Origin of the sequence: Halorubrum shenae (assembly GCF_051194165.1) — an archaeon.
GTDB lineage: Archaea > Halobacteriota > Halobacteria > Halobacteriales > Haloferacaceae > Halorubrum.
This window is the reverse complement of record NZ_JBLZNI010000040.1, coordinates 1-3,229: the sequence shown is the minus strand read 5'-3', so window position 1 is coordinate 3,229 and position 3,229 is coordinate 1. Positions and strand designations below refer to the sequence as shown.

The 3,229-nt window shown below is 54.8% G+C and carries 4 protein-coding genes; 2 read left to right on the top strand and 2 right to left on the bottom strand.

What is annotated here, in order from left to right:
• Nucleotides 1–357: 357 nt before the first annotated feature.
• On the bottom strand, nt 358–642 hold the full coding sequence (locus tag ACNS88_RS17525; RefSeq protein WP_435100612.1) for a hypothetical protein: 285 nt from the start codon (nt 640–642) through the stop codon (nt 358–360).
• A 199-nt stretch (nt 643–841) separates the two neighbouring features.
• Nucleotides 842–1,600 (bottom strand): DUF8170 family protein, encoded by a 759-nt coding sequence (locus ACNS88_RS17520; protein ID WP_435100609.1) that lies wholly within the window; start codon nt 1,598–1,600, stop codon nt 842–844.
• A gap of 121 nt (nt 1,601–1,721) precedes the next feature.
• Here ACNS88_RS17520 and ACNS88_RS17515 point away from each other — a divergent pair, with 121 nt between their 5' ends.
• Together ACNS88_RS17515 and ACNS88_RS17510 are read left to right on the top strand one after the other, a co-directional pair.
• Nucleotides 1,722–2,840 (top strand): hypothetical protein, encoded by a 1,119-nt coding sequence (locus ACNS88_RS17515; RefSeq protein ID WP_435100606.1) that lies wholly within the window; start codon nt 1,722–1,724, stop codon nt 2,838–2,840.
• A 180-nt stretch (nt 2,841–3,020) separates the two neighbouring features.
• Nucleotides 3,021–3,209: a ribbon-helix-helix domain-containing protein gene (locus ACNS88_RS17510; RefSeq protein WP_215088645.1), complete on the top strand. Its 189-nt coding sequence runs from the start codon at nt 3,021–3,023 to the stop codon at nt 3,207–3,209.
• Nucleotides 3,210–3,229: the final 20 nt, after the last annotated feature.

Below are 3,229 nucleotides of genomic sequence, written 5' to 3'. Positions count from 1 at the left end.
GTCCAACACCGCGACCCTCAAACCCCGGATATGCAATACGCAGCGGAGGTGACACTCACAGAGTAACCTCCTAGACGGTGTGATTTGACAGCGCCTGAAGTTCCGGTCGGACGCTGCGTGTCAGTGTCATGCTTATCGCTCTGGTAAGCATAGTTGAAATCCGGTTATCCAAATAGAGTCACTCATCTGAAACAGCCGGTCGTTGAGGAGTGCGAATGCCCCGCTGATAAGCCTACAGATTGGATTGGTGATTTTGATTTTGTGTGAGATACAGGGAGTAAGTCGGTCAAAAAGCCGATCTCATTCGGAGAGTCATGTCGTAAACAGCAGCAGCCAGATTCCTTGGGCAACTGGTGGCTACGATTCGAACGATGCTCCAACTCCGTCAGCGATCGCTTGGAGATCGGCCTTCCGGAAGGTGGAATCGTCGGCCGCCTCAAGTGACTCTGCGATGCCGACATGCGCCCGTATGAGCTGACGCATCTGCGGTGTTGATGGCCGCTCACCCTCGTTGACATCGACTCCGAGTGCCTCACAAATTGCTTGTAACTCCTCTTTGGTAAACGACGCCTTGATTTCCCGTTCGAAGCGGCCCGTCGCCACTCGAATCGCGTTTTGAAGTTCTTGGACGGTCGGACTCATGAATCTCCACTCTCCGCTTATCCCCCTCAAAGTTCCTACTCAATTGCGATGAGACGTTTCTAGTGATTCGGACTTACTCCGACACACAGCCTCTGTATCTCACACAAGATCCCCAACACGATCGAAGTGTGTTGGTGACAGATGTCGATGAAACTGGCCTGTAACCACTGTATTAGACTGTAACGAACTTATTGTCCCACTACGGAACTTCATCAACAGAATCACGGAGCCCATCTGGGGTGGACCATGCGAAGCACCGGTCATGGAGTTCGAAGAGACGGAATTCGTTGAGGTGGACCCAGCTGTATGAGACCGGTGCGTGCTCGCTGTCTTCTCGATCCGTCAATCGGTCGATGACAGCCGCTGCTGTGAGATCGATGTTGTTCTTGCTGGCGGCAGTGGTGAGCGAGTCGATCTCATCTTCGATGGCAGCGTCGTCGAGATCATCGTTGAAATAAATAGTCGCAGCTGCCGCGATGACGTCGGCTTCCGTGTCGAGGTGCTGTTCGGTCATCCACGTGTAGTCCCGCGGCAGCACGTACGATTTGTCGAAATACGGCGTGGTACTGATTTTCCCAAGTTCGGTGACTTCACCGCCGGCGTCCTGTTCATACACAGCGACGATCGTGTCGGCATGCGTAGCGAGGAGAGTGAATCGAATGCGAAACACCGGAAGCCGATCGAGATCCAACTCCGGGAGATCACCCATCAAGAACGGGTACGTACCGAGCCGCTTGTCGAGTTCGTTCTGAACAATACGAAGCCGTCGGAGATACGGATCGCGGTAACTGCCGAGGATGAAATACGAGTCTTCGGGGGTATGGAGGTGTGGAAGTTCTTGGTTGGCAAACCACAGTATATCCGATGTTTCGTGCGGTTCGAGTTCGAGACCTTGGAGCGCATCGTTCACGCTCTCCATTATCTCTGCTGCATTTGGGGGCGGACCGGGATCTGACATACTGTGGGTTCCTCGACGAGGAAGCAAATAGCTTGCCAACTGACATGGTCTATCTACGGATATACCACATTGGTTGACCCAAAGTATTATTCGCATCGTCGAGGTATGCTTAAGCGAGAGTATGAGCGACACCTCTGCCGCGACGGGTGACGGGCCGTTCGAAGAACAGCGGCAGATCTACGACCTCCTGTCACAGGAGACGCGACACCTAATCCTACAGTTCATTCTTGGACACCCGGAGCATCTCCCGTCACTCGACGAGTTGGCATATATGATGCCAAAGAACAAGGCCGCAATCCGGGACCAAGTGGAGGTACTCAGGGACAACGATATTATCGACTGCTATCAGCACCCGCCAAATGAGGACGCGCGCGATCTCCCCTCGCAGTTCTACGGCCTGACTGAACACGGTGTGGAGATTCTCTATGAGTACAAGTATCTCCGCGGACTCCCCGTCGCGCGTGCCCTCTACGATAATACGCGGCTTTCTGAGAAAGCCCAACGGCACCGTGACGCACCACGTCCGGAACTCCCAGACGCAGTCATCGACGCGCTCACAATTGATGCGGGTGACGACACCGAGTTCGACCGCTTGGAGCAGTATATCCGCGAGCGGAACGAGAGCACCCACAGCGTCGATGACCAGGTAACAGTGGCAAAAGCGTTCTACAACGCAGGTATCGATTCCGAAGCAGAGGGGATCAAGCGAGCAGAGCTGATCGACTCGCTTACTGTTGATATCGAGTACCAACCGCGAACGGTGCTCAACCACCTCGTGGATATCGGAATCCTTGCGCAGACTGCGCCACCCGGACCGGACGTCTTTGCGATCAGCGAGCGGCTTGACGACGTCGTGAACGGGCAGGTGACTGAGGAAGCTGAAGCGAATTTGAATGCCCTCATCGCGCATATCGACGACGAACTACAGGTCACAGCGCTTTCCGAGGACGCTGCGGAGCAAGACGGACCACAGGCTCGTGTCTCAGCACCGTCCGTCGCCGTCGCCGACGGTGCCGGGCGAACAATTCGAAGTATCCTTGCCGCGGAATTCGGTATCGAACCAGAGCAGACGATTGAGTACCTGCGGTCCGGTGACCCGGTGGAGCGGCTCAATACGGCTGTCGAAGCGATCGAATCCTCTGAAGAAGTGATGAAGTCGGAAGACTACGGACAGATCGTGTTCGTCCGGCCAGCGTACCGCTATCGGCTGACCGAGCAGGCGATCGATCTCGTGTCGTAGTCCGCGGGAGTTGGACACTGAACCCGAACCCCCGCAGCAACACTTGTGAGGAATTAGATGTCGAATGTTTTGAGCAAGTCTTCCATATCCGAGGATGCTGTGGGCGTATTGTACAGGACCTCTAGAGAGTCTAGTGTGCTGTGCGACACGCTGAAGATATTCCTCTGCGAATACGAGCGTATGCCGAAGGTCAGTGTCGAGATCCCCCAGGAATTGCTTGATGACCTCGACGAACACGTCGGCGACGAAGGCAAGTTCGTCAACCGAAGCGACGCAGTTCGGGCATCGATCCGGAAAACGCTCGATATGCTTGATGAGATCGATAGACGACACGGACGGGTTGAGACGGATGAAGCTGAATCTCATTAGTTGTCCCTGAGAGAACAACT